General features: G+C 70.9%; 1 protein-coding gene (only partly in view). It reads left to right on the top strand.

This entire window lies inside a single protein-coding gene on the top strand: locus ACFWWQ_RS00210, encoding a protein-glutamine glutaminase family protein (protein WP_384587557.1). The 61,398-nt coding sequence extends 12,355 nt beyond the window's left edge and 22,733 nt beyond its right edge, so the window shows coding positions 12,356-38,665 — codons 4,119 (partial) to 12,889 (partial); the first complete codon in view begins at position 3. The start codon and the stop codon both lie outside this window.

Below are 26,310 nucleotides of genomic sequence, written 5' to 3'. Positions count from 1 at the left end.
CGTTCGGCGAGGTCACCCGCGCGACGCCCGCCTCCGAGACGCTGGCGCGGCAGTGGTACGAGCGGTTGGCGACGCTGGAGTACCAGCATCCGCAGCACGGGGCGCGTCCCGTGCCCCACCGGCACCCGGAGAACGGGTGCCACCTCCGCGCGCACATGATCACGATGCAGCTCCAGCAATGGAACACGCCCGTCCGCAAGCTCATGGCCGTCCGCACCGGCCCGCAACTGACCATCGCGTCCGCGCACGCCGAGGGCGCCGCCGCACAGCTCGGCACCCTGCCCGTGGAATGGGGCTACCACATCGCCGCGGCGACCCCCGTCCAGGACGCGGCAGGCAGGATCACGCTGAGGGTGCTGGACCCCGCCCTGGAACTCGGACCGCTGACCGTCGATGAATGGCTGAAGGCCATCGGAGTCGATCCGCAGAATCCGACGTTGGAGCGGATCACCGGCTCGCTCAGCGACGTGAGGGCGCACATCGGCAAGCACCTCGACGAGCACCCCGACAAGTGGATGTGGTTCGACGAGCGGGGAACCCCCGCCCCCGGCCGCACCCTCGTGGTGGAAACCGAGGCACACGCCTACGACTACGGGTCTCTCTTTCCGGACCAGAAGGCGGCGCGCTCGCTGCGGGGAGCGGACGAGTTCCACCGGCATGACGGTGTGGACACGCTCGAACGTCACACGGTCCAGCACATCGAGCGCACCCGCCTGCACGAGGCCCGGCAAGGCATCCAGCGACACCTCAACGGCGGCGACGCGCCGTCACCGCAGTGGGCCGCAGAGACCTACACCGCCCTGACCAACGACCGCCTGCTGTCCAGGAACAGCCGTCTGGCGCAGGGGCTCCGCAGGCTGCTGCCGGCCGGACATCCCGCCGCCCTCCAGGGCAACGCGACGATCGAGTCCTCGCCCGAGTTCTCCGATGAAGAGTTCTCCGACGCCGAGTTCTCCGACGAAGATTTCTCCGACGCCGGGCCCTCCGCCCCCGTCGACGAATTGGATGCCTACTTCGACTTCACTGGCGCCTCGAACCTGACGGCTCCCCCTGGTCAGCAGCCGCTCGCCCCCTCCGGTGCCCACGCGTCCGGCCAGGTCCCGCGCGGCTCCGCGCCGGCCTGGGACCTGCCCGCCCTCCGCCCCCAGGGCACCGCGCTGTCCCGTCCGGTGGCGGTCGCCCCGGCCCGGACGATCGGCGGCTGGCTGCGGAACACCGGCGCGAGCGCGCGGGAGGCGGAGCTGACCCGCCGGTTCGGCACGCTCATCGGTGCCGGATCGAGCAGTGGCTACCACTTCGACCACGCGATGCTGGACCGGATCGAGCAGGTCCTCGGCGCCCTGCCGCGCCGCGATGTGGAGGACAACCCGCAGCTCACGGCGGTCACCGGCAACACGACCGGGACGCCCGTGAGCGCCTACCGGTCCGACGACCGGGCCGTCCGCCTCACCCACCCGTTCCGCATGCCGTCGTGGCTGGGCACCCGGCCCGACCTCGACGACGCCGCGCTGCGATGGTGGAAGGACCTCGTCACGGCCGGTGGCCACCAGGACCTGACCACCCCCGACCTCCTCGCTCCCACCGGGGCGCCGCGCCAGATCTCCGGCGTGCCGCCCCGCGGCAACCTCGTCGAGTGGGTCCTGCGGCACGAGGTGGGCCGCTCCGTCGACGCCCGGACGGGCTGGGCGCAGGAGCACGCCCACAAGCCGGAGTTCGGCGGCTGGCGGACGTACACCGACGGGGAGATCTCCGAGGTCGCCACGGCGTTCCTCGCCCTCGCGGACCTCACCGCCGCCACCTACACCCCGGCCACCCCGGACGCCAGGACGTTCGACGGTCTTCTCGCGGAGGTGACGTCCCGGATCACGCCGACGGCACAGGCCGAGGGACCGGACCCGCAGCGGATCGCACGGATCCCCGAGCAGCTGGCCGACGGTGACGCGGAGCGGTTCGGGAAGCTGACGGCCATGGTCACCCTCCTGCGGGACGCCATGGCACAGCCGTGGACGCGGGACGGCGGCGGCGCGGGCCTGCTGGAGCACGACGGGCGCATCTACCAGACCCACCGGGAAACCGGCGCGTGGCTCAGCTACTCCGCCGCCGCCCGCGCCCACGCGGTGTCCGCCTACCAGTTCGCCACGCCCGGTGCGTGGTTCGCCGAGGCGTACGCGGCCTACCACGCCCCGCAGATGACCAGCCCGCTGCGGGAGCTGCTGCACCCGAGCGTGCGGGAGTGGTTCCGGCACGAGGCCGAGCTGCCGGAACTGGAGCTGGAACTCGCCGAGGACAGCGCCGAGGAGACGGAGCTGGAGCTGACGACGTCGGACGGTGTGCAGGTCAACGCCTCCGACATCGACAACCTCCTCATCGTCTCCCCCGGCTCCCTGCGGCCGGCCGGCCGCTCCTTCCACACCTCCGACGACGTGCGGGAGCGGCTGCTCACCCACACCGATCTCGACCTCACCAGGCGGCACTTCGCGCACTTCGACCCCGAGCGGCAGGTCCGCCTCCCGGACGGGGACGGCGCGCAAACCGTCCGGCACACGGTGTCCGAGAGCGACCTGGACACCGTGCCCTGGCAGGCGGGCGACGACCTGTACCTGGCGCTGCTGCACGGGGAGAAGGGCTGGCTGACCGTTCCGGTGAACGGCAAGCCCGTCCGGATGTCGGGCACGTCGTTCGGCCGGGCGCTGCGGCGGCGCGACAGCGTCGTCGCGCTGAAGGAACGCGCGGGGAACAAGGCGTGGATCCTGCTGGCCGCCTGTGAGGCGGCGGCCACCGACGCGGCGGGCAACTCCATCGCGCAGCAGATCGCGGACGCCACCGGCATGAACGTCGTGGCGCCGACCACCAAGGTGGCCGCCACCCCGCACGTCAAGGAATTCAGCTTCCTCCTCTACCACGACGCCCAGGGCAACCGCGGCACGTGGCGCACGTTCACCCCGCGGAACGCGGCGGCCACCTCGGCGGCGCGCGACGGCGGCGCCGTGACGGCGACGGCCGGGGCCCTGGTGCCGCCCGCCGTGCTCGACGTGCCGCGGCCGGTCCCCCCGTCCGAGCGGGCGCTGCCGCAGGACACCGCTGAGGAGACGCCGCAGAACGAGGACTCGGCGTCGCTCGGCCTCGACGAGGCCGCGCTCCAGGCGGAGCGGGACGGCGGCGTCCGGCCGGTGGCTGAGGGCCTGACGGCCGTCGGCCCGCAGCAGCCGCACTTCGGCTGGCTGGGCGACCGGATGACGCGCAGCGTCCTGGCCCCCCTGCGCGCCACCGACCTGACGGAGCTGTACGACGCGCTCCACCCCGCGGAACGGTTCGGCCCCGGCCGCGCCGTCTCCCGGCTCATCGCCGTGCGCCGACTGGTCGACCTGGCCACGCGGGAGGCCGGGCACGCGCCGGACCTCCTGACGCCCGCGGTGCTCGACGGGCTCGTCCGGCAGGTCTTCCCCGGCGTCACGGCCGACGAGGCGAGCCGTCTGCTGCTCGTCACCGTCGCGCAGAGCGCCACGCAGCGGCAGCCCCTCACCGTGGCGAGCCTCCGCCAGGCCGGGGGCCGCCTCCGGGCCGTCGGCGTCATCGACGTCGGTATGCCGCTGGCCCAGTCGCCGACCACCCCGGACCAGGTGCCGGGCGCATCGGCGGCCGGATCGACGCAGCCGTCGGACCTCCTCGGCCAGTGGCAGAGCGACCGGTACCGCCAGGCCGCCGTGGCGCGCGGCAACGCGCCCCGGGCCGCGGTCTCGGAGATCACCGAGCAGCTCCGGACGGCCGGTCGAGGCGCGGCTTCGCTGATGCGCTTCGGCACCGCGCGTCCCCCGCTGCGCGCCGTCAACCTCGGCGACCGGGTGCTGTGGACCGAAGCCGGTAGCTCCCTGTGGCGTGACGATCCCGCTCCGCTGCTCCCCGCCGGGCCGGTCACCGTCGACTCCGTCGACGTGGACGCCCACGGCAGGCTGCTCGTGGCGCCGTCCGGGCCGGTCCAGGAAGCCGGCCTCTTCCCCGAGCTCCTGGCCGACCTCGACGCGCTCCGCGCCCTCGACGCCGCGGCCCCCTCGTCCAGCGGCACCCTCCAGGACACCCGGGACCTCCTCCCCGCGGCGACCGCGGCCGAGGAGAACGACGAGCACGACGACGCGGCCGAGGGCCTGATCCACGAAATCGTCCACCTCACCTATTCGCTGCCCGCGGGCCTGACGGTGAGGCCCGTCGGCGAAACGGCCGAGGAACTCGACGTCGAGGCCCAGGACGAGTCCGGCAGGACCGGTGACCGGACCGTCGGCGAGCTCCACGACGAGACCGACGACGAGAGCGACGACGAGAGCGGCATCTACGAGCTCTTCGAGTTCCCCGTGCTCGTCCCGGCCTCCCTCCCGGCCACGACGGAGTACGGCCTCACCGTCCCGGTGGTCGAGGAGATCCAGCCCTACGAAGAGCTGCACGTGACCTTCCCGGACACCCCCGTGCCGCCGGTCGGCTTCGGCGTCGAGCGGGTCGCCGGGCAGTCGGCGCAGTTCCCGCTCGGCCTGTTCGGCTCCGTCGTCTCCTTCGGCGACATCCGCTTCGACGGCAGCGTCCTGCCCGGCGGCCCGCCCTCCGGCGTCCTCGGTGACCTGGTCGCCTCGCTGCTGCCGACCACGGACGAGATCGACGAGGCGCTCCACAGCCGTCTGACGTCCTCGGTGCGCGCCCAACTCGGCGCGTATCTCGACCGGTTGGGGGCGAACAACCTCTCCCGGCGTCTCGTCGACGGCGGTCTGACGATCATCGTGCCCGGCGGCTTCCTCCAGGCCGAGCACACCATCCTCGTCCGGCTGACCGGCATCCAGCGCGACCGCGCCACCCACACCACCTCGCCCTACCGGCCGTACGGCGAGAAGCTGATCGGCCCGCAGGAGGCGACCACCAACCGTTCGACGGGCAGTTCGGAGAGCGCCGGTGCCTCCGTCGGCCTGAGCGCCGCCGTCAAGGTGCCGCTCGCACCGGGCAACGTCCCGGTCACCCCCAAGGCGAGCGTCGGCCTGTCGTCGTCCCGCTCGTACGACCAGAGCCGGAGCACCAACGCGTACACCAACCCGTCGCTGGGCTACAGCGGCGAGCTGTCGCACTTCACCTTCGCCGGCGTCCAACTGGAGGTCATCACGGGGGGCCCCGGGGTGCCGGTGCAGCACCGGACTCGCTCGGAGCAGGGCGAGCTCCTCGTCGCCTTCCCCGTCGAGCTGGTGGAGCCGGCCACGAACCGCACCGTCACGCCGTGGCACGCCACCCTGCCCATCGGCGCGCCCGACGCGCTGCGCCGCCGGTTCACGCAGGAGGTCCTGCGGTTCTTCTCCATCGGGCAGCACATCGGCGGCCTCGGGCGCCTACGCGAACAGTTGCTCCACGCCTATGTCCCCGACACCCGGCCGGGCAGCCCGCTCCATGAGTACGTGCACAACCGGCTCGGCGAACTGAGCATGCTCAACGATCTCGCCCGCATCCTGAACGGCGGGATGACCCTGCCGCCGGTGCCGCTCAACGACGGCCGGATGTTGCAGGGCGGGCTGTCGGGGCAGGTGACCGGCGTCGAGCGGATCGGCGACGCGAGCGCGCTGCCGACCGTGCTCAACCTGCGCTGGCTTGAGCTTCAGGGCGCCTCCGCCTCCACCGGCGGCGGCTTCTCCTTCACCGCCGGCGCCACCCCCTCTGCGGGCACCGCCCTGCCCGCCCTCCAGTTCCCGGTGACGCTCGACGTCGGTACGTCCGCGTCGTTCAGCTCCGCGGGCGACACCGGCGGCGGGCGCTGGCACAGCGCCCGCTTCAACGGCCGGAGCGTGCCTTTCCTGCTGACCGTCCGGCTGGAGGCCGGTGTGCGGACCCTCGGCGACGACCTCGGCCGGGAGTTCGCCGAGAACGTCGCGGCCGTCGTGCGGGTGCCCGAGGAGCTCGCCGACGCCTTCCAGGACGCGCTGCGCCGCATCGTGGACGACGAGAGCCAGGGCCTCCTGCCCCGCGCCCCGCTGCCCGTCACGTACGCGCCGCAGCAGGACGCCCCGGAGCCGGTGATCCCGGACGAGCTGACGCAGCCGACGGGCAGTTCGGGTCTGTACGGCCCGGTCGGACTGTCCCGCCTGACGCGGCACGGGCACCACACGGATGTCCGGGAGCAGCTGCGCGAGCAGTTCCTCCATGAGCGGCGGTCCACCGGCGCGCCGGAGTGGACCGCGGCGGAGCTGGTGGCCCTGGAGACGTTCCTGGACACCCATTTCCACACCCAGTCGCTGAGTGCCCGCTTCACGGAACTGTTCGGCGACCGGGACGCGTCCGCCGCCCTTGAGGAGCAGGGGCTGCGCCGTACCTTCGCCCGGCCGCTGGCCGACGGGGGGACCGAGTCCGTCCACTTCCAGGTGCGTGCCGAGCGGGTGCCCGTCGTGCCCGGGGAGGCCATCGCACCGCTGTCCGCCGTCCATCTGCCCCAGGCCGGGTTCGACCTGTGGCCCAGCGCCATGCGGGACTTCGCCAACTCCCAGTCGCACAGCACCAAGCTGGCGCTGAGCGTGGGCGTGTCGAGCGGCTGGGGCCCCCACGTCGGTCACGGGAGCGAGGTGAAGCTGTTCTCCCACGGCCACACCGCCAAGCAGGGCCTGACGTCCTACGCATATCTGCTGTCCGGCCTCAACTACGCGGGCCCCGCCCACCAGTTGACGTACCAGGTGCGGTTGGTCACGTCCGTGACCGTACGGAAGGTTCCGGCGCCCGGCCTGACCGGTGCGGTGCACCGTCTGGTGCGCGCGCTGCGCCCCGCACCCTCCGGCGGCGTGGCGCAGACCGTCCCGTCGCTCACCCAGCCGCGGGTGATCGAGGCCGAGGCGCGCTGGCTTATCCCGGCGACCACACCGGTCCCGGCCGCGCAGGCACCCGTCACCGAAACGCCGGCGGACGGCGTCCCGGTCACCCTCACCCAGCACGACCGGGTGCTCGGCGTGTCCGGCATCACCGCACTGCGCAGGCGCGCCCTGGAACTGCTGACGGCGCACGGCGTCCCGTCCCACCAGGCACGGACCCATCTGGAAACGGCCCTCACCCACGACCAGTTGGTGGCAATGCTGCACACCGGCGCCGGTTCGGCGGCCACCCAGGTGGTCCTGGACGGGGCCCTGACCAACCGCCGGGTCCGGCTGCTCTTCCGCGCGGAGATCACCGACGTGGTGGACGCCGGCGAGCCGGTCACGCTGTCGACGATGGACCTCGCGGAGTACTCCGCGGGCTTCTCCGACGTGGGCAGCGTCACCACCAACCACCTCAACCACTCCCACTCCGCCACCTTCGCCGGTGGTTCGGGGGACACGACGGGCGGGCTGGGGTACGGGCAGTCCTTCTCCCCGAGCAAGGGCCGCAGCCTCGCGGAGATCACCAACGTCTGCCCGGGCAGCTTCGTGGCGCGCGGCGCGCTGCCGCACCGTCCCCGTACGGGACGGGTCGTGTGGCATCTGACGGTGCAGTCCAAGAACGTCAACCTGCTCCGCGACTGGTCTCCGGAGGTTGAGAACGATCAGGTGGTGGTCCCGCAGGGCATCACCTTCCTCACCCCGCAGTGGCCGACCATCGACCCTGCCGAGGAGCGGACGGTCCCGGACACGCTGCCGGTCACCGCGCTGCCGCCGGCGTCGGTCAGCGAACGCTTCCTGCCGTCCGCCGACGAGAGGGACCTGGCGGAGGCCGAGCAGCACGGGTACGACCTGGAGAGCCCCGCCACCCTCAGCCAGAAGGTGATGGCGGAGGTCGGGGAGCTCCTCACCACCCACGCCAGGACCGCCCTGGACTCCCAGTGGACGCCCCAGACCCCGGGCACGGCGCTGTCCGGCACCCTGGACACCGTCCTCACCCCGCGCACCCTGCACGCGATGGCCGACGCCATGGCCGGTGCCGGGATGGTGCTGCACACCACCGTGCCCGGGGCCGGGCACACCACCCACCTGCAACTGGTGTTCCGCCTCCACCGCGACCCCGAAGGACGGGGCGCGCACTTCACCCACCGGCTCGCGCCCGGCACCGTCAGCCGCTACACCCAGTGGAACACCCGCCAGGAACTCGGGGTCAGCCGCGGCACCGCGAGGGGCCACTCGCTCAGCCCGATGTTCTCGGGCGGCTCGGCGTCGTTGGGCCACTCGACAAGCACGTCGCAGAGCCTCAGCACGAGTGTCCTGACGCGCCGCCACGACGGATACACCGTCTCCGGCACCCTGGCCACCTTCCGGCTGGACGGCGTGCTGGAGATCAGCCTCCGCCGGGCGGTGGTGCCGTCCCGGGGCGTCAACACCCTCAGCCTCGACCTGGCCCGCCAGACCGCCCGCGCCTTCCAGACGATGAGCCGGCCCGCCGGGCCCGCGGGGCGGGTCACGCTGCGCGAGGAGATCACCGTCCCGCTGGCGCAGCTGCCGGACCACCTGCCCACCACGCGGCGGCCGCGGCCCGTCGTCCACCAGCTGATCGCCCCGAGTCCGGACACCGACCTCGCGCGCGCCCACCGGTTCGCGATCACCGCTTCCGAACTGTCCCTCAAGTCCGTGAGCGTGGTCTTCAACCCCGACGCGGTACGGCAGTTGTTCGATCAGGTGACGGCGGCGCTGCGGAACCACGGCGCGAACCTCGGCGACCTGGTCCGCGACGGGCAGTTCTCGCAGGACGGCCTGCACCGCTACTTCGACCCGCACGTCCTCACCCGCCATGCGCTGCTCCACGGCCTCACCGGCACCCCGGCCACCGTCGGCCCGGCGCTGCGCAGCCTGGGCGGCCCCCTCACCGACACCACCGGTGTGCTCGACATCGCCGTGCTGCCCGCCACGCAGGGCGCGTCGCTCGGCTGGCACCCGGGGACGTCCGAGCGCAGCGACTACGGCTCCCAGAACAACGGGATGTCGTTCGGCACCAGCCAGGGGCAGAGCCTCTCGCTCGGCTGGGGCCAGGGCGTCCCGCTGGGAGAGGGCCAGCAGGCGCCGGTCGCCACAGTGACCGGCCCCATGTCGTTCAACCGCTCCGCCGGCCAGTCCGTCAGCAGCTCCGGCTGGGCGATGAGCCGCGTCGACGGCACCGCGCAGACCACCCTCTGGCACACCCATGACTTCGCGGACGCCTACGTCAAGGTGACGATCCACGGCGCCAACGAGCGCGGCGCGCTCCGCTACGGCGGCGAAAGCCTCAGCGTCGTCTTCCGGGTGTCGGATCTGCTGGCCCTGCGGTACTCGCCGGAGGCCACCCTGCTGGGCCTCGGCGACGTGCCGCGCACCGCCATCCACACGCCGTCCGGCCGTTTCGTCCCGCCGCGCAACGCGGCGGACCGGCAGGACCCCCTCCTGACGGACCTGGTACGGGCCCAGCGGATCCCGGCCACCCCGGGCGTCCTGCTGTGGCGTGTCCAGGCGGTCGACGACACCAGCGTCCTCGCGTACGGCACGCGCCAGACGCACGAGGAGTTCGAGGCGGCGTACGTCCGCGACGAACTGGCCGCGGACCCGGCCACAGCGGCGTACACCGTGACGTGGGGGCAGACCGGTACGGACGGTTACGTCCACGTCACCGCGCAGGCACCCCCGGTCGACGTGGCGGAGACCACCGACGCCGAGGAACCGGACACGTCGACGCGGACCACCTCCCTCCAGGTGAACGCCGCGCAGCCAGTGCGGAACCTTGCCAGTGCGCTGGCGCTGCCGGCGGACGCGTTGCCGGACCTCGTGGCGCTCACCGAGCGGCTGGAGGCCGTGCCGTACGCACTGCTGCGCCTGGGCCTGACCGGCCGGTCGGCAGCCGAACTGGTGCGACTGACACGTGAGTTGGGCACCATTCCGCTGGCGTTGACCGAGGTCGCGGATGCCCACGACGTCACCCCGCAGGAACTGCTGGCGTCCGGCGCGCAGGGGCGGATCGAGCTCGCTTCCCAGATTCTGCGGTGGCCCCCGTTCCTCGGTGCCGGCGCCGAGGCCGACCGTCGTCGGGCGGACCGGGACCACGCGGTGAGGCGCGTGACGAGGTCACTGTTCCTGGGAGGACCCGCAGCGGCACGCACGGCTGCGGAAGCCGCCTCGCAGACACAGCGTGAGGAGGGCCTCGCCGCCCTGCTCCAGCAGGTGCAGGGCCCTCTCACCGAAGAGCAGCGCGCCACGTTCCTCACCACCGAGCAGCGCGCCGCGTTCCTCTCGGGCGAGCCGGTGACACTGGCCGACGGGCAGCGCACCCGTCTGCCCCAGGACATGCCGGGCACCGTCAGGTCCTGGATCGGCACGGAAGACCAGCGCGGGCAGCGCACCAACTCCCGGGAACTGGTGGACCTCGCCCACGACCTCGACCTCCCCGAAGAGGTGCGGCCCCATCTGGCGGACCTCGCCGAACAGCTCGGTGCCGTACCGCACGACCTGCTCGACCTGAACCTGACCGGCCAGGCAGCAGCACACCTCGTGACCATGACCCAGGTACTGGGCCTCGTTCCCCACGCACTGCCCCAGATCGCGGAGTTGTACCGCACGACTCCGCAGGAGCTGGTGGCGGCCGGCGCACAGGAACACATCTGGCTGGCGTTCCGGGTCCTGAAGTGGCCCTCGATCCACGGTACCGACGCCGAGGCCGACCGACGCCGGACGAGCCTGAACACCGCGGTCGACCAGGTGATACGGGCATTCCTCGTGGAGGGTCGCGAGACTGCGCGCGCGATGGCGGCAGCCGCTTCGGACCACCAGCGTGAGGAAGACCTCGCCGCCCTGCCCGAGCAGGTGCAGAACCTGCTCACGGACGAGCAGCGCACCACCTTCCTCACGGGCCGGCCGGTGACGCTGACCGACGAGCAGCGCACCGGTCTGCCCGAGGGCACACCGGACACCCTCACGCCCTGGCTCGGCACGGAAGGCCGGCGCACACAGCGCCACGCGGCCGATGCCCGCACACTCGCCGCAGAGCTGGGCGTCGCTCAGCAGGCGGCGTTCAGCCTGCAGCACGTCGTCAACCTCCTCGGCCTGCAGGGCGAACAGCGCAACCTGCTTCACGTGCTCGACGGCCACCTCAAGAACCTTGAGGCGCAGGGCGACGCCCTCCGCTGGAGGGACCGGGACTTCGGCGTGCTGTTGGCGCAGCACGGCATCAGCGTCCGCGACGTGATCGCGGACGGCGGAACCGAGACCTCCCACGTCCTCTCGCTGCTCACCGCGCTCGACACCTGGGGCGCCGGGATCGAGGAACTCCCCGAACTCGCCGAGTACCTGGCGGTTCACGACACGCAGGCACCCCAGCTGCCGGAGAACAGCTACGCCGAGGCAACACCCGAACAGCGCCGCGCACTGTGGCAGTACGCCGCCGAGCACAGCGAAGCCCTCGTCCCGGCCGTCGACACCTGGCGCACCGACAAGGAACTGAGGCTGGAGCTGGGGCTGACCCGGGAACGGTTCGACGCACTCAACGACGAGGCCCGCCACCCCTGGTTCCACGCCCAGGAACTGGTGGACCTCGCCCGCAACCTCGACCTGGCCGCAGGGGCGCGGCCTCACCTGGTCGACCTCGCCGAACAGCTCGGTGCCGTGCCCAGCGACCTGCTCGACCTGGGCCTGACCGGCCAGGCAGCAGCACACCTCATGGCCATGACCCAGTTCCTGGGTGAAGTGCCCCTCGCACTGCCCCAGATCGCGCAGACGTACCGCACGACTCCGCAGGAGCTGGTGACGACCGGCGCGCACGAACACATCTGGATGGCTTTCCAGATCCTGAAGTGGCCCTCGATCCACGGTACCGACGCCGAGGCCGACCGACGCCGGACAGCCCTGGGCGACGCGGTCCATCAGGTGGTACGGGCATTCCTCGTGGAGGGTCACGAGGCAGTACCCGCGGCGGCGGCAGCCGCTTCGCACCAGCAGCGTGAGGAAGACCTCGCCGCCCTGCCCGAGGAGGTGCGGGACCTGCTCACCGAAGAGCAGCGCACCACCTTCCTCAAGGGCGAGCCGGTAACGCTCACCGACGGGCAGCGCACCGGTCTGCCCGAGGACGCACCCCACACCCTCACGCCCTGGCTCGGCACAGAAGCCCAGCGCAAGCAACGCCAGACGCACGACATCCACGCACTCGCCGCAGAGCTGGGCGTCATCCCGGACCTGGGGTTCAGCCTTCTGCACCTCGTCGAACTCCTCGGCCTGCACGGCGAACAGCGCAACCTGCTCCAGGTGTTCAAGGGCCACCTCCAGAACCTCGCGCCGCAGGCGCAGGTCCTCCTCCGCCGGAGGAATCAGAACCCCGGCGTGCTGCTGGCACAGCACGGCATCGACGTCTTCCGCCTGATCAGGGGCGGAAGCGAAACCTCCCACGCCCTCTCCCTGCTCACGGCGCTCCACACCTGGGACGCCGGGATCGAGGAACTCCCGGAACTCGCCGAATACCTGACGGCTCACGACACACAGGCACCCCAGCTGCCGGAGAACAGCTACGCCGAGGCAACACCCGAACAGCGCCGCGCACTGTGGCAGTACGCCGCCGAGCACAGCGACGCCCTCACCCCGGCCGTCGCCGCCTGGCGCACCGCCCAGGAACGGGGTCTGGGGCTGACCCGGGAACGGCTCGACGCACTCAACGACACCACCAGCCACCCCTGGTTCAGCGCCCGGGAACTGGCGAACCTCGCCCACCACCTCGCCCTCCCCGAAGAGGTACGGCCCCACCTGGTCGACCTCGCCGAACAGCTCCGCGCCGTGCCGCACCACCTGCGCGCCTTCCGCCTGACCGGCCAGGACGCAGCACGCCTCGTGGCCCTCGCCCAGGCAGTAGGCGGAATCCCGCTGGCGTTGTCCCAGGTCGCCACGGCCATCAACCTCACCCCGCAGGAGCTCCTGGCCTCCGCCGAGCAGACGCGGGCCTGGCTGGTGTCCCAGTTCCTGCGGTGGCCCGCGACCCTCGGCCCCCACAACGATGCCGAGACCAACCGTCGCCGGGCAGGGCTGAACACCGCGGCCCGCCAGGTGGAGACGGCACTGTTCCTCCACGGCATGCAAGAAGCGCGCACCGCGGCGGCAGCCGCTTCGCTCCGCCAGCGTGAGGAGGACCTCGCCGCCCTGCCCCAGCAGGTGCAGAACCTGTTCACCGAAGACGACCGCGCCACGTTCCTCACGGGCAATCCGGTGGCGCTCTCCTATGAACAGCGCACCGCCTTCCTCGCCGCCGCACCCGTAAGGCTCACCGAGGAAGAGGGCGCCGCACTCCTCGCCCGCCAACTCGTGACGCTCACCGAGGACCAGCGCGCCGCATTCCTCGCCGGCGAACCTGTCAGGTTCCCCACCGAGCAGCGCACCGCGCTCCTCGCCAGCCGGCCCTTGGCACTCACCAACGAGCAGCGCACCGCACTTCTCCGCGGCCGACCCGTCACGTTCACCGTCGAGCAGCGCACCGCATTCCTCGCCGCCGAACACACCACGCTCACCGACGAGCAGCGCACGGCGTTCCGCGACGGCCGAGCCGTGACGCTCTCCGGCGAGCAGCGCACCGCACTCCTCGCCGCCGAACTCGTTCCGCTCACCGAAGAGCAGCGCACCACGTTCCTCGCCGGCGAACCCATGAGGCTCGTCGACGCGCTGCGGGCCGGCCCGCCCATGGAGGCGCCGGCGACCGTCGACTCCTGGATCGGCACGGAAGACCAGCGCGCGCAGCGCCCCATGGACTTCCGCCGGGCCCTCAGCCACATCGACCGCGAAGGCATGGTGATCAACCCGGCACCGGAGGCCGCCACCGGCGTCCGCCGGCCGGCCTACACCAGCGTCTTCGAGCTGCCCGAATACAGCATCAATCCCCCTCCGGCACGGGAAGACCTCGCGCCGTTGCCCGTATCCGACATGGTCGCGTCCGCCCTGCGCCAAGAACACGGCGACGTACTCACCGGCTTCACCACCGAGCAGGTTCTGCGCCTGGGCACCCTGCACCACATGCTCGACATCTCGATGGACGAGTTCGCCACCCTGGCCCGGACAACGGGCGACGTCCCGGACCCGGAAGCCCTCCAGGAATCACTCGACGCCCTCGGACTGAGCGACACCCCCCGCGCCCTCTACCAGGTGCTCAAGCACCGCCCCATGCGGCTGGACATACTCCACTCCCTCGCCGCACCCGACGTTCTGCGGAACCTGTTCGCCCCTCTGGCCCACCCGCAGATCCAGGACTCCGACCCAGAGGTGCAGCAGGTCGTCGAAACGCTCGACGAACTCGCCCAAGCCCCCACCCATCAGGGAAGGGTCGCCGGCCTCCACTGGTCGGAACAGACAGGACTGCTCAACGACGAGGACTCCGCCGTTGAGCACTTCCTCCACGTCTTCGGCCTCCCGGACTCCGTGCGGAACGTGTGCGTCCTCCGGGATTACGCCACCCTTGCGGGGGCTCGCGGACCGCAGGACCGTGCCTGGCTGTTCCGGGCCCTGTCCGACCCCGCGTTCACCGGCCCCGGCAACGCCCGTCACCGGCAGTGGACCGGACGATGGCTCTCGCCGCTGCACGTGCTCACCCTGATGTCCTGGCACCAGTTCGACGAGATGCGCAACGAGGACTTCGCCACGTTCCTCGGACGGATCGACAGCACCGTGGACAACAGGGCGCTCCACATGCGGATGGACATCCGGACCGAGCTCCGGCTGGCTCCCGGCGGGCGCGCGTTCATGGCGGCGATGGAGGAGGAAGTGGCCCTCCGGGCAGGCCGCATCGGCAACGAAGGCGGGGACCGGAACGCCGAGGAGTACCAGGGTCTGGTCAACAACGGCATCATGCTCGTGGACATCGCCGACTACGTCCACGAGGCCGGCGCGCACAACGACCTGATCCACGCCCTCTACGAGTTCAGCGCGGACGCCGACCGGCCCGTGGTGAACGAGGTCCGCGCACTCGCCGCACAACTGCACGTCGACCCGGCCGTGGCGGCCAACCTCCTGCACGTCGCCCACACCCTCGGCCTGCAAGACGAACAGCACCACCTGCTCCACGCGTTCAAGGACCACCTCCAAGACCTCGCGGCGCAGGGCAACACCCTCATCGAGTGGCTGGACAGAGAGTTCGACGCGCTGCTGGTGAAGTACGGCTTCAACGCCGTAGACGTGCACTCGCGCAACGAAAATGAAGGCCACCGCCTCATCTCGCTGCTCACCGCGCTCCACACCTGGGACACCGGTTTCGACGAACTCGCGTCACTCCTCGTGTACCTGACGCAACACCACCCCCAGGCACCTCAGCTGAGGCCCGACCGCTCCGGCAACTGGGCGCCCGGGCAGCTCCGCGAGCTGTGGGAGTACGCCGTCGCGCACCGCGATGCCGTCATCCCGACCGTCGCCGCCTGGCGCGCCCAGGAACTGGGACTGCACCAGGAACGGTTCCACGCACTCAACGACACCACCCGCCACCCCTGGTTCCACGCCCGGGAACTGGCGAACCTCGCCCGCACCCTCGCCCTGCCCCACCAGGCGCGGCCCCACCTGGTCGACCTCGCCGAACAGCTCGGTGCCGTGCCGCACGGCCTACGTGCCCTGCGCATGACCGGCTGGGACGCAGCACGCCTGATCACCATGACCGGGGCACTGGGCCGAGTGCCCCACGCCCTGCCCCAGGTCGCGCAGATGTACCGCACGACTCCGCAGGCGTTGGTGGCCAGCGGGCAGGGACAGGTCTGGCTGGCACTCCGCTACCTGAAGTGGCCCTCGATCCACGGTGCCGAGGCCGACCGACGCCGGACGAGCCTGCTCAAGGCGGTCGACCAGGTGATGACGGCACTCCTCGCGGAGGGCCCCCAGGCAGCGCACGCGGCGGCGGAAGCCGCTGCGGACCAAGAGCGTGCGGTGGACCTCGCCGCCCTGCCCGAGCAGGTGCGGAACCTGCTCACGGACGAGCAGCGCACCGCATTCCTCGCGGGCCGGCCGGTGACGCTCACGGAGTCCCAACGCGCTGACCTGCCCGAGGACGCAGCCCACACCCTCACGCCCTGGCTCGGCACGGATGAACAGCGCGCGCAGCGCCGCGAGGACGACGTCCGCGCACTCGCCGAAGAGCTGGACATCCCGCAGAGGGCGGCGTTCCGCCTGCTGAACATCGCCGACCTCCTCGGCCTGCACGGCGAACAGCGCAACCTGCTCCACGTGTTCAAGGGCTACCTCCGGAACCTTGAGGCGGTGGGCGACGCCCTCCACTGGTGGCAGATGGACGTGGGAGAGGCGCTGGCACAGCACGGCATCAATGCTCGCGACCTGATCACGCATGGCGGAACCGAAACCTCCCACCTCATCACGCTGCTCACCACGCTCGCCTCATGGGACGCCGGGATCGACGAACTCGGGAGAATCGTCGATTACCTGACGACGCGGGACCCGGAGGTAAGCCATCTGCTGTCCGGCACCTACGGCACCACAGCGCTCCAGCAGCGCCGCGAGCTGTGGGAGTACGTCGTCGCGCGCCGCGACAACCTCATCCCGGCCATCGCCGCCTGGCACGCCGACCGGCAACTGAGGCTGGGGCTGGGGCTGACCCGGGAACGGCTCGACGCGCTCAACGACACCGCCCGCCACCCCTGGTTCGACGCCCGGCGACTGGCGGACCTCGCCTACAACCTCGCCCTGCCCCGAGAGTCGTGGCCCCACCTGGTCGACCTCGCCGAACAGCTCCGCACCGTGCCGGACCTCCTGCGCGCCTTCCGCCTGACCGGCCAGGATGCAGCACACCTCGTGACCCTGGCCCAGGAATTGGGCGGACTGCCCCGTGGACTGGCCCAGGCCGCCGCGGCCGCCCGCTACACCCCGCAGGAGCTCCTGGCCTCCGCGCAGACGCGGGCCTGGCTGGTGTCCCAGATCCTGGCGTGGCCCGCGGTCCTCGGCCCCTCCAACGATGCCGAGACCAACCGTCGCCGGGCAGGGCTGAACACCGCGGCCCGCCAGGTGGAGCGGGCACTGTTCCTCCACGGCACGGCAGCAGCGTTCACCGCGGCGGCAGCCGCTTCGCTCCACCAGCGTGGTGATGACCTCCGCGCGCTGCCCCAGCATGTGCAGAACCTGCTCGGCACCGACCAGCGCGACGCGTTCCTCCGGGGCGAGCCGGTGACGCTCACCGAACCGCAACGCACCGCGCTCCTCCCCTACGAACCCGTGACGCTGACCAGCGCACAGCGCACCGCACTGCTCTCCGGTCAACCCGTCACGCTCACCAACGAACAGCACACCGCACTCGTCACCCGCCAGCCTGTGACGCTCACCGACGAGCAGCGCACCGCATTCCTCGCCGCCGAGCCCACAACGCTCACCAACCCACAGAGCACCGCGCTCCTCGCCGGCGCCGCGACGCTGTGGACCGACGCACCCGCGACGACGCCGAATGTCATCGAGTCCTGGATCGGTACGGAAGCCCGGCGCATACGGCGCCCCATGGACTTCCGCGTTTCCCTCAGCCTGATCGACGCCGAGGGCAACGGAATCGACTGGACGCCGGAGGCCGGCACCGGTGTCCGCCCGCCGGCCTACACCGACGTCTTCGAGCTGCCCGAATACAGCCGCGCTCTCCCTCCGGCACGGGGAGACCTCGCGCCGTTGTCCGTCACCGACATCGTCGCGTCCGCCCTGCGCGAGGAACACGGTGACGCCGTCGCGGGCTTCACCACCGAGCAGGTTCTGCGCGCGGGCACCCTGCACACCATGCTCAACGTCTCGATGGACGAGTTCGCCGCCCTGGGCTGGGCACCGGACCACCTCCCGCACCCGGACGCCCTCCAGGAATCGCTCGACGCCCTCAGACTGACCGACCACCCCCACGCCCTCTACCAGGTGCTCAGGCACCACCCCATGCGGCTGGACACCCTCCACTCACTCTCCTCACCCGGTGTTCTGCGGCGCCTGTTCGCCCCTCTGACCCGCGACGAGGAGCCCGCCGAGTCCGAGGTCCAGCGAGTCGTCGAAACGCTCGGCGAACTCGCCCAAGCCCGCCTCCAGCAGGGAGCGCTGCCGGGCACCCACTGGTCGGTACAGCCAGGGCTGCTCGACGACGAAGAAGCCGCCATTGAGCACTTCCTCTCCGTCTTCGGCCTCACGGACAACTCCCCGAGGTACACGCCCGTCCTCCAGGATTTCGCCACCCTTGCGGGGGCTCGCGGACCGCAGGACCGTGCCTGGCTGTTCCGGGCCCTGTCCGACCCCGCGTTCACCGGCCCCGGCCCCGGCGACGCCGCCGAGCAGGAGTGGACCGGACGGTGGCTCTCGCCGCTGCATGTGCTCACCCTGATGTCCTGGCACCGGTTCGACGTGATGCGCAACGAGGGCTTCTCCGCCTTCCTCGACCGGATCGACGCCACCGTGGACAACAGGGCGCTCCACATGCGCATGGACATCCGGACCGAGCTGCCGCTGACTCCCGGCGGGCGCGCATTCATGGCGGCGATGGAGGAGGAAGTCGCCCGCCGGGCAGGCCGCATCGACAACGAAGGCGGGGGCCGAACCACCGAGGAGTACCAGGAGCTGCTCGACAGCGGCATCACGCTCGTGGACATCGCCGACTACGTCCACGAGGCCGGCGCGCACAGCGACCTGATCCACGCTATCTACGAGTACAGCGTGGGCGCCGAGCATCCCGTGGTGGACGACCTCCGCGCACTCGCCGAACAACTGCACGTCGACCCGGCCGTGGCGTTCAACCTCATGTACCTCGCCGACCTCCTCAGCCTGCAAGACGAACAGCTCAACCTGCTCAACGCGTTCAAGGACCACCTCCACGACCTCGCGGCGCAGGGCAACGCCCTCATCGACTGGGGGAATGTGGACTTCGAAGACCTGATGGCGGAGCACGGTTTCGACCGCGAAGACGTGACCGTGCCCGGCAGTGGCGAAACTTTCCGCCTCATCTCGCTGCTCACCGCGCTCCGCACCTGGGACGCCGATATCGACGAGCTCGGGTCATTCCTCGAATACCTGACGACTCACGACTCACAGGCACCCTCGCTGGATTCCCGCAGCTACGACAACAACCACACAACGCCCGAGCAGCGCCGCGAGCTGTGGGAGTACGCCGCCGAGCGCCACGACGACCTCATCCCGGCCGTCGCCGCCTGGCGCGCCCAGGAACTGGAACTGACCCCGGAACGGTTCAACGAGCTCAACGACGCGGTCCGCCACCCCTGGTTCAGCGCCCGGGACCTGGTGAACCTCACCCACACCCTCGCCCTGCCCGAAGAGGCGCGGCCCCACCTGGTCGACCTCGCCGAACAGCTCCACACCGTGCCCCGTACCCTGCTCGCCCTGAACCTGACCGGCGAGGATGCAGCACGCCTCGTGCGACTGGCACAGGAAGTGGACGCCGTTCCCCTGGCTCTGGCACAGGTCGCGGAGGCCCACCACGTCACCCCGCAGGAACTGCTGGCGTACGGCGAGGAGGAGCGCGCCGGACTCGCCTCCCAGATTCTGAAGTGGCACCCGATCACCGGCACCGACGCCGAGGCCGACCGCCACCGGACGGCCCTGCACCACGCGCTCGCACGCGTGACGAGGGCACTGTTCCTGGAAGGACCCGCAGCGGCACACGCCGCGGCGGAATCCGCCTCACAGGCACAGCGCGCGGAAGACCTCCACGCCCTCCCCCAGCAGGTACAGGACCTGCTCACCGAAGAGCAGCGCGCCGCGTTCCTCACGGGCGAGCCGGTGACGCTGACCGACGAACAGCGCACCGGACTGCCCGAGGGCACACCGGACACCCTCACCTCCTGGATCGACACGGAACGCCGGGACGAGCAGCGCCGCGTGGGCAGCACGCCCCACAACCAGCACGACAGCTCCGCCCCGGACAACTCGGCCCACCAGGCCGACGACTCCAGCAGCCACAGCGCCACCGCACCGCGCCTCCACCAAAACTCCGGGGAGAGCTCTGCCTCCACCCAGATGTCTGAGGAGACCGCCGAGCAACTGCGACTGGGACTGGAACTGAGGCTGACCCGGGAACGGTTCGACGCACTCAACGACACCACCCGCCACCCCTGGTTCCAGGCCCAGGAACTGGTGCTCCTTGCCCACACCCTCGCCCTCCCCGAAGAGGCGCGGCCCCACCTGGTCGACGTCGCCGAACAGCTCCGCACCGTGCCGTACGACCTGCTCGACCTGGGCCTGACCGGTCAGGATGCAGTACGCCTGATGACCATGACCAGGGCAGTGGGCCGAGTGCCCCGCGCCCTGCACCAGGTCGCGGAGGTGTACCGCACGACTCCGCAGGAGTTGATGACCCACGGGCGGGATCTTTTCTGGCTGGCGTTCCGCTACCTGAAGTGGCCCTCGATCCATGGTGCCGACGCCGAGGCCGACCGACGCCGGAGGAACCGGAGCGAGGCGATCTGGCTCGTGACGAAGACACTCCTCGTGGAGGGTTTCCAGGCAGCGCGCGCGGTGGCGGAAGCCGCCTCGGACCAAGAGCGTGCGGAAGACCTCGCCGCCCTTCCCGAGCAGGTGTGGAACCTGCTCACGGAAGAGCAGCACACCGCATTCCTCACGGGCGAACCGGTGACGCTCACCGACCAACAGCGTGCCGGTCTGCCCCAGGACACAGCCCACACCCTCACGCCCTGGCTCGGCACGGAAGAACAGCGCACGCAGCGCCGCGAGGACGACGTCCGCGCACTCGCCGAAGAGCTGGACATCCCTCAGCAGTCGGCGCTCCGCCTGCTGAACGTCGCCGACCTCCTCGGCCTGCAAGGCGAACAACGCAACCTGCTCCACGTGTTCAAGGGCCACCTCCGATACCTCTCGGCGCAAGGCGACGGCCTCCGCTGGTGCGACCAGGACGTCGGACAGACGCTGGCACAGCACGACTTCGACCTCCTCCTTCTGGCCAGGGGTGGAGACGAAACCTCCCATCTCATCTCGCTGCTCACCGCGCTCCACACATGGAACGCCGATTTCGACGAACTCGCGTCACTCCTCACCTACCTGACGGCCCACGACACACAGGCATCCCAGCTGACGTCCGGCAGCTACGACACCGCAACGTTCGCGCAGCGCCGGGAGCTGTGGGAGTACGCCGTCGCGCACCGCGACGCCCTCATCCCGACCGTCGCCGCCTGGCGCGCCGCCCTCGACCTGAGGCTGGAGCAGGGGGTGCTGGGGCTGGGGCTGACCCGGGAACGGCTCGACGAACTCAACGACGAAGCCCGCCACCCCTGGTTCGACGCCCGGGAACTGGGGGGCATCGCCCGCGACCTCGGCCTCCCCGAAGAGGCGCGTCCCCACCTGGTCGACCTCGCCGAACAGCTCGGTGCTGTGCCGTTCGACCTGCTCGACCTGAACCTGACCGGCGAGGATGCAGCACACCTCGTGAACTGGGCCCAGGTACTGGACGGAGTGCCCCGCGCACTGCCCCAGGTCGCGGAGATGTACCACACGACTCCGCAGGAGCTGGTGGCGGCCGGCGCGCAGGGACACCTCTGGATGGCGTTCCAGGTCCTGAAGTGGCCCTCGATCCACGGTACCGACGCCGAGGCCGACCGCCGCCGGACGAGCCTGAACACCGCGGTCGACCAGGTGATATCGGCATTCCTCCTGGAGGGTCCCGAGGCAGGACGCGCGGCGGCGGCAGCCGCTTCGCACGACCAGCATGCGGAAGACCTCGCCGCCCTTCCCCAGCAGGTACAGAACCTGCTCACCGAAGAGCAGCGCGCCGCGTTCCTCTCGGGCGAGCCGGTGACGCTGACCGACGAGCAGCGCACCGGTCTGCCCGAGGGCACACCGGACACCGTCGAGTCCTGGATCGGCACGGAAGAACAGCGCACGCAACGCCGCGAGGACGACGCCCGCGCACTCGCCGCAGAGCTGCGCATCGAGCAGAGGTTGGCGTTCAGCCTTCTGCACGTCGTCGAACTCCTCGGCCTGCACGGCGAACAGCACGGCCTGATCTACGTGTTCGAGGCCCACCTCCGGAAGCTTGCGAAGCAGGGCGACGCCCTCCGCTGGAGGGACCGGGACTTCGGCGTGCTGCTGGCACAGCACGGCATCAGCGTCCGCGACATGATCGCGCCCGGCGAAACCGAAACCTCCCACGCCCTCTCCCTGCTCATCGCGCTCGACACATGGGGCGCCGACATCGAGGAACTCCCGGAACTCGTCGAATACCTGACGACGCAGGACCCTCAGGCACCTGAACTGCCGGAGAACAGCTACGCCGAGGCAACACCCGCACAGCGCCGCGCACTGTGGCAGTACGCCGCCGAGCACCGCGACGCCCTCGTCCCGGCCGTCGAAGCCTGGCGCACCGCCCAGGAACTGAGGCTGGAGCTGGGGCTGACCCGGGAACGGTTCGACGCACTCAACGACGAGGCCCGCCACCCCTGGTTCAAGGCCCAGGAACTGGTGGACCTCGCCCGCGACCTCGACCTGCTCCACCGGTCGCGGCCCCACCTGGTGGACCTCGCCGAACAGCTCGGTGCCGTACCCAACGACCTGCGCGCCCTGAACCTGACCGGTCAGGCGGCAGCACACCTCGTGACCCTGGCCCAGGCGGTGGGCGGAATTCCCCACGCACTGCCCGAGGTCGCGGAGATGTACCACACGACTCCGCAGGAGCTGGTGGCGGCCGGCGCGCAGGAACACATCGCGCTGGCGTTCCGCTACCTGAAGTGGCCCACGATCCAGGGTGCCGACGCCGAGGCCGTCCGCCGCCGGACGGGCCTGAGCAACGCGGTCGACCAGGCGATAAGGGCACTCCTCCTGGAGGGTCCCCCGGCACTACGCGCGGCGGCGGCAGCCGCTTCGCACCACCAGCGTGCGGAAGACCTCGCCGCCCTGCCCCAGCAGGTGCAGGACCTGCTCACCGAAGAGCAGCGCACCGCATTCCTCACAGGCGAACCGGTGACGCTCACCGACGAGCAGCGCACCGGACTGCCCCAGGGCACACCCCATACGCTCACGCCCTGGCTCGGCACGGACGCCCAGCGCAAGCAACGCCGCGAGGACGACGTCCACGCACTCGCCGAAGAGCTGCACATCGATCAGAGGCTGGCAGTCAGCCTTCTGCACGTCGCCGACCTCCTCGGCCTGCAAAGCGAACAGCGCAACCTGCTCCAGGTGTTCAAGGGCTACCTCCAGAACCTCCCGAACCAGGAGAACGTCCTCCTCCACCGGAGGGACCGGGACCTCGGCGTGCTGCTGACACAGCACGGCATCAGCCTCTCGGACCTGATCAAGGGCGGGAGCGAAACCTCCCACGCCCTCTCGCTGCTCACCGCGCTCCACGCCTGGGACGCCGGTATCGAGGAACTCCCTGAACTCGTCGAATACCTGACGTCGCAGGACCCACAGGCACTCCAGATGCCGGTGGACAGTTACGCCGAAGCAACACCCGCACAGCGCCGCGCACTGTGGCAGTACGCCGCCGCACACCACGACGCCCTCACCCCGGCCGTCGCCGCATGGCGCACCGCCCCGGAACTGAGGCTGGGGCTTACCCGGGAACGGCTCGACGCACTCAACGACACCACCCGCCACCCCTGGTTCCACGCCCGGGAACTGGCGAACCTCGCCCACACCCTCACCCTCCCCGAAGAGGCACGGCCCCACCTGGTCGACCTCGCCGAACAGCTCCGCGCCGTGCCGCACACCCTGCGCACCTTCGGCCTGACCGGCCAGGCAGCAGCACACCTCGTGACCCTGGCCCAGGCAGTAGGCGGAATCCCGCTGGCGTTGTCCCAGGTAGCCACGACCGTCACCCTCACCCCGCAGGAGCTCCTGGCCTCCGGCGAGCAGGGGCGGTTCCGGGCGGTGTCGCAGTTCCTGCGGTGGCCCTCGGTCTTCGGCCCCTACAACGACGCCGAGGCCATGCGTCGCCGGGCAGGGCAGGACCACGCGGTCAGCCAGGTGGCGAGGGCACTGTTCCTCAACGGCCTGGCCGCAGCGGAGGAGGCGGCGGTAGCCGTGTCGCGCCACCAGCGTGCGCAAGACTTCGCCGCCCTGCCCCAGCAGGTGCAGAACCTGTTCACCGACGAGCAGCGCACCGCATTCCTCGACGGCGAGCTGGTCACGCTCACCGAGGAACAGGGCACCGCGTTCCGCGCCGCCGCACCCGTAAGGCTCACCGAGGACCAGGGCACCGCGCTCCTCGCCCGGCAACTCGTGACACTCACCGCCGAGCAGCGCACCGCATTCCTCGCCGGCGAACCCGTCACGTTCACTGCCCAGCAGCGCCCCACACTCCTCGCCAGCCAGCCCTTGACGCTCACCAACGGGCAGCGCATCGCACTCCTCACCAGCCGACCCGTCACGTTCACCGAAGAGCAACGCACCGCATACCTCGACGCCGAAGCCACCACGCTCACCAACGAACAGCGCACCGCATACCGCGACGGCCGCATCGTGACGCTCACCCCCGAGCAGCGCACCGCATTCCTCGCCGACGAACTCGTGACGCCCACCGACGAGCAGCGCACCGCATTCCTCGCCGGCGAAACCATGACCCTCATCGACGAGCGACGCACCGCATTCCGCGCCGGCGAACCCATCAGGCTCACCGACGAGCGACGCACCGCATTCCGCGCCGGCCAACCCCTCAGGCCCCTCGACGAGCGGCGGGCCGACACGCCGAACGCGCCGAGCACCGTCGAATCCTGGATCGGCACGGAAGACCGGCGCATGCAGCGCCGCATGGACCACCGCGGGCCCCTCCGCCAAATCGATGTCGAAGGCAGGGTGATCAACCCGGCGCCGGAGGCCGGCACCGGTGCGCTCCCGCCGGCCTACACCAGCGTCTTCGAGCTGCCCGAATACAGCATCAATCCCCCTCCGGCACGGGAAGACCTCGCGCCGTTGCCCGTATCCGGCATGGTCGCGTCCGCCCTGCGCCAAGAACACGGGGACATCCTCACGGGCTTCACCACCGAGCAGGTTCTGCGCCTGGGCACCCTGCACTCCATGCTCGACATCTCGATGGACGAGTTCACCGCCCTGGCCCGGACAACCGGCGACGTCCCGGATCCGGAAGCCCTCCAGGAATCACTCGACGCCCTCGGACTGACCGACACTCCCCGCGCCCTCTACCAGGTGCTCAAGCACCGCCCCATGCGGCTGGACACACTCCACTCCCTCGCCGCACCCGACGTTCTGCGGAACCTGTTCGCCCCTCTGGCCCACCCGCAGATCCAGGACTCCGACCCAGAGGTGCAGCAGGTCGTCGAAACGCTCGACGAACTCGCCCAAGCCCCGGCCCAGCAGGGAAGGGTCTCCGGCATCCACTGGTCGGAACAGCCAGGGCTGCTCCACAACGAACACGCCGCCATCGAGCACTTCCTCCACGTCTTCCGCCTCACGGACCCCGAGGAGGCCACGAAGTACGTGCAGATCCTCCGGGATTTCGCCACCCTTGCGGGGGCTCGCGGACCGCAGGACCGTGCCTGGCTGTTCCGGGCCCTGTCCGACCCCGCGTTCACCGGCCCCGGCAACGCCGGCCGGCGGCGGTGGACCGGACGATGGCTCTCGCCGATGCACGTGTTCCACCTGATGTCCTGGCACTCGTTCGAAGAGATGCGCAACGAGAACTTCGCCGCCTTCCTCGAACGGATCGACAACGCCGTGAGCCATAGGGCGCTCATCATGCAGGGGGTCGACATCCGGCAAGAGCTCCCGCTGGCCCCCGGCGGGCACACGCTCATGGCGGCGATGGAGGAGGAGATCGCCTCCCGGGCAGGCCGCATCGGCAACGACGGGGGGAGCCGAGATGTCGAGCAGCACCAGCGTCTTGCCGAGCGCGGCATCTCACTCGTGGACATCGCCGACTACATCCACGAGGCCGGCGCGCACAGCGACCTGATCCACGCCCTCTACGAGTACAGCGCGAACGTCCGACGGCCCGTGGTGAGGGAGATCCGCGCACTCACCGAACAACTGCACGTCGACCCGGCCGTGGCCTTCAACCTCCTGTACGTCGCCCACACCCTCGGCCTGCAAGACGAACAGCGCAGCCTGCTCCACGTGTTCAAGGACTACCTCCAAGACCTCACGGAGCAGGGCGACCTCCTCCTCGAATGGAGGGATGAGGGCTTCGAATCGCTGCTGGAGGAGCACGGTTTCGATGTCCAGGACGTGACCATGCGCGGCGGAAACGAAGCCCCCCACGTCATCTCGCTGCTCACCGCGCTCCACACATGGGACGCCGGCTTCGACGAACTCGCCTCACTCGTCGGATACCTGGCGGTTCACGACCCACAGGCACCCCCGCCGAGTAGTCCCGGTAACCTCGACATCACCATGCCCCTGCGGCTCCGCGAGCTGTGGGAGTACGCCGCCGAGCACCGCGACGCCCTCATCCCGACCGTCGCCGCCTGGCGCGCCCAGGAACTGGAAC

This window comes from Streptomyces sp. NPDC059080, assembly GCF_042739975.1.
GTDB classification, from domain to species: Bacteria; Actinomycetota; Actinomycetes; order Streptomycetales; family Streptomycetaceae; genus Streptomyces; species Streptomyces benahoarensis.
This window is presented reverse-complemented; position numbering and strand designations above follow the sequence as displayed.